3 protein-coding genes and 1 pseudogene are annotated in these 3465 nt (G+C 63.8%); 3 read left to right on the top strand and 1 reads right to left on the bottom strand.

Translation table 11 applies throughout. From position 1 onward, the window contains the following. The 3 genes from G6028_RS01940 to G6028_RS01930 form a co-directional block, all read left to right on the top strand. A partial coding sequence (locus G6028_RS01940) for an NAD(P)/FAD-dependent oxidoreductase (RefSeq protein WP_182657881.1) occupies positions 1–1229 on the top strand: 1229 nt, incomplete at its 5' end. Next, positions 1226–1975: a 3,4-dihydroxyphthalate decarboxylase gene (gene phtC / locus G6028_RS01935; RefSeq protein WP_182657880.1), complete on the top strand. Its 750-nt coding sequence runs from the start codon at positions 1226–1228 to the stop codon at positions 1973–1975. The genes G6028_RS01940 and phtC, both read left to right, overlap by 4 nt. Positions 1976–2021: 46 nt before the next feature. After that, entirely contained in the window at positions 2022–2822 is an 801-nt protein-coding gene (locus G6028_RS01930) for an IclR family transcriptional regulator (protein ID WP_182657882.1), read from the top strand. A gap of 44 nt (positions 2823–2866) precedes the next feature. Here the strand turns inward: G6028_RS01930 and G6028_RS01925 are convergent. Then, positions 2867–3465 (bottom strand): annotated as a pseudogene (locus G6028_RS01925) (hypothetical protein); the annotation flags it as partial.

Genomic DNA, 3465 nt, shown 5'->3' with positions numbered 1-3465 from the left:
CGGGCACCGTCGTCGTCGTCGGGTCCTCCATCGCCGGGGTGCGCACCGCGCAGTCCCTCCGGCTGGAAGGCTATAAGGGGGAGATCATCCTCGTGGGAGAAGAGACCGAACTTCCCTACGATAAGCCGCCATTGTCGAAATCCGTTCTTGCGGGATCCGCCGACGAGGACTCTATCCGGCTGCTGACACAGGAGCAGGCCGATGCCGAGGACATCCAACTCCTGCTGGGACACCGCGCTGTCGGTTTAGACGTCGCCGAGAACCTGCTGAAGCTTGAAGGGCATGACCCCCTTCATTACGACAACCTCGTCATTGCCACCGGAGCATCACCCCGGCCCTCTCCCTGGGGCCAGTCTCCAGGGATCCACGTGCTGCGCACCCTTGAGGACGCCCGCGAACTACGTGGGGACCTTCTCCGGGGTGGGGCGCTGGCCGTCATCGGGGCAGGGTTCATCGGCGCCGAAGCGGCAGCCACCGCCCGCGGCCTGGGATTGGAGGTCACCGTCATCGACCCGGTGCCCGTGCCCATGAGCCGCCTCTTTAACCCTGAGATCGGCCAGTGGTTCGCAGACCTTCACCAGGACAACGGGGTCAACACCATGTTCGGCACCGGAGTGGAAGCTATCGAAGGCGAGGAGGGCAACTTCTCCCTCCACCTGACCAACGGTGAGAGCGTTCAGGCGGCCACCGTGCTGATCGGTATTGGCGTCATCCCCAATGACTCCTGGCTCAGCGCATCTGGCCTGCTGGTGGACAACGGGGTCGTGCTCAACGAGTACTGTCAAGCCCTCGACGCTGCGAACGTGTACGCCGTCGGCGACGTAGCCCGCTGGCGCCACCAGAAGCACGGCGAGGACGTCAGGACCGAGCACTGGACTAACGCGGTGGAACAGGCCGCATGCGTGGCCTACAACATCATCCATCCGGAACAGCCGCGCGCCTACACGCCCATTGAATACGTGTGGAGCGACCAGCACGACTGGAAGATCCAGGTCGTGGGACGCGTCGGAGGCAATGTCGACCACGTCCTCATCGGACACCCGCAGGTCCACGGCAAGTTCGCCGCCCTCTACACCATCGACGGCACCACCGTCCGGGGCGCAGCCATCGTGAACTGGCCCAAAGCCCTCATTGCCTGCCGTCTGGGCATGGCCAGGGGCATCACGGTGCAGGATCTGCACGCCAAGCTCGAACCCCAGTTGGAGCCACCGCCGAGGAGGACGTCATGACACCCGGGAACTTGCTGCCCCAGACCGAGAGCGTCACCCGGGAACATATCGCCCTCGCCTGCCGGGTCTTGGCCCATCGGGGCCTGGCAGATGGAATCTTGGGTCACATCAGCCTGAAAATTACCGACAGCACATTGCTGGTGCGCTGTCGCGGCCCGTACGAACGCGGACTGGCGTATACGCAAGCCGAAGACATCCGCATGGTGGACCTCGACGGCAATCCCGCCGCCGACGGCGAGCTCGCGGACGGGTACACGGTCCCCAACGAACTGCCGCTGCACACCGAGCTCTTCCGGCGCCGCCCAGACATCCGAGCTGTCGTTCACGCCCATCCCCCGCGAGTGGTTGCCGCCGACCTGGCAGGGCTTGCAGTACGCCCCATCGTAGGGGCGTACGACATTCCCGGAGCCCGCCTCGCCGCCAACGGGGTGCCCGTCTATCCCCGCGGAGTACTCATCCGCGACCGTCGGCTCGCCGCCGAAATGGCCGATACCATGGGAACAAGACCCGTTGTTGTGCTGCGGGGCCACGGCCTCACCAGCGCGGCCGAAACCGTCGAGCAAGCAGTTCTCCAGGCCATCAGCGTGGACGGCCTGGCAGGGCTGGCCCTGCAAGTGACTTCGGCTGGTGGGCACCTCGTCGACCTGCCCGACGCCGATATGGCCGAACTGCCCGACCTCGGAGGAGCATTCAACACAGAGACTGCCTGGAGACATGAACTCGCACGACTTGGTGAGCCTCGTTGACGGCCTGCGCCCTAGCCGGACAGAGACTGAACCCCCGGTCAGTAACATGAAGCTCATGTCCGCATCACAGGCGGAGGACGACTCCAGATACGGCCCTCCTCCGCAGTACCCCATCGAATCCGTCGACAACGCACTCCGATTGTTGCTGCTCTTCGAGACCCGGCCGAGCATCCGGCTCACCGATGCCAGCAAGTACCTCGGAGTGGCGTCATCCACGGCCCATCGCCTCATGGGGATGCTCCTCTACCGCGGTTTCGTACGGCAGAACCCCCAGACTAAAGCGTACGAACCCGGACAAGCACTCAGCTCCATCGCCTTCGCCATACGGCGCCACGTCGATATCGGGACCCTCATTCGTCCAGCAATGGAGAAGTTATTCGAGGAAACCGGAGAGACAGTACACTTTGCCGAGCTAAAAGGCTCGAACGCACACTTCCTGGAGGCCATCGAAAGCCAACGCGCCGTCCGCGTTGCCTCACGTCACGGTGCGATGCTTCCTGCCAACTGCACTGCAACGGGCAAAGCAATGCTGAGCCTACTCACCACGGAACAACTGCATGCCCTGTACCCGTATGAGGAGCTCCCGGGTCTCACCAAGGGATCTATCATTTCCCGTTCCGAGCTGGAGCGTGCCCTCGAAACGATTCGGCAAACCGGGTACTCAACGAGCCAGGAAGAAAGCGAAGACGGCGTCATGTCAGTCGCTGTTCCCATCACCAGCCCGAGCGGAAGCTACTACGGGATCAATGTATCCGTGCCCGCTCACCGCATGACTGACCAACTCCGCACAGAACTCGGGGCTATGCTCCAGACAGCCGCCAAAGAAATCCAGAACTTGCTCGTTTAAGGATCTCGACGGCCGGTGACGGTGGGGCTGTGGACAGGACCACTTCAGCTCAGCGGCGATTCCAGAGAGTCGATTTTCCGCAGTCGGCGCCCGAAGAAGAAGGAGATGACCACGGCGACGGTTGCCATACTGGCGAGCATCGCCCAGGTCAGTGTCGAGTTACCGAGGCTAAGGGCCACCCCGGTGAGCACGGGGCCGATGGTATTGCCGATGTACGTGCCGGTCTGGACAATGCCGGTGGCCGCTGCGGTGGCCCCAGGTGCCATGTGCGAGATGAGGAAGTGCGCCAGGCCTGGCCAGCCCCACCCCAGGCCCGCCGCGAGCAGGACACCTGCCACGTAGCTCCAGGTGGTGGGGATCGCCATGAGTGAAAGCCCGACGGCGCAGACGATGAGTGCTGTCTGGATCAAAGAAAGAGCCGACACGCCGCCTCGATCGACGACTCCGCCAATCACGATACGGGTCGCGGCTCCTAAGGCGCTGCCGACGGCCAGAAGCACACCAGCCGGGCCGACCGCAATCCCCCGCTCCAGCGCGCCGATCACGGCAAAGGCTACGGCGGAGGTGACGGCACCGCCCGCGAACATCGTCATCGCGGCCATCAGCACCAACGCCGAACGCAACTGTGTATCCCATTGCCCCG

Origin of the sequence: Dietzia cercidiphylli (assembly GCF_014145145.1) — a bacterium.
Lineage (GTDB): Bacteria > Actinomycetota > Actinomycetes > Mycobacteriales > Mycobacteriaceae > Dietzia > Dietzia natronolimnaea.
This window is presented reverse-complemented; position numbering and strand designations above follow the sequence as displayed.

What these genes read in the sequence shown, in the direction of transcription:
- phtC (WP_182657880.1), top strand. Translation starts at nt 1,226, where the DNA reads ATGACACCCGGGAACTTGCTGCCCCAGACCGAGAGCGTCACCCGGGAA.
- G6028_RS01930 (WP_182657882.1), top strand. Translation starts at nt 2,022, where the DNA reads ATGAAGCTCATGTCCGCATCACAGGCGGAGGACGACTCCAGATACGGC.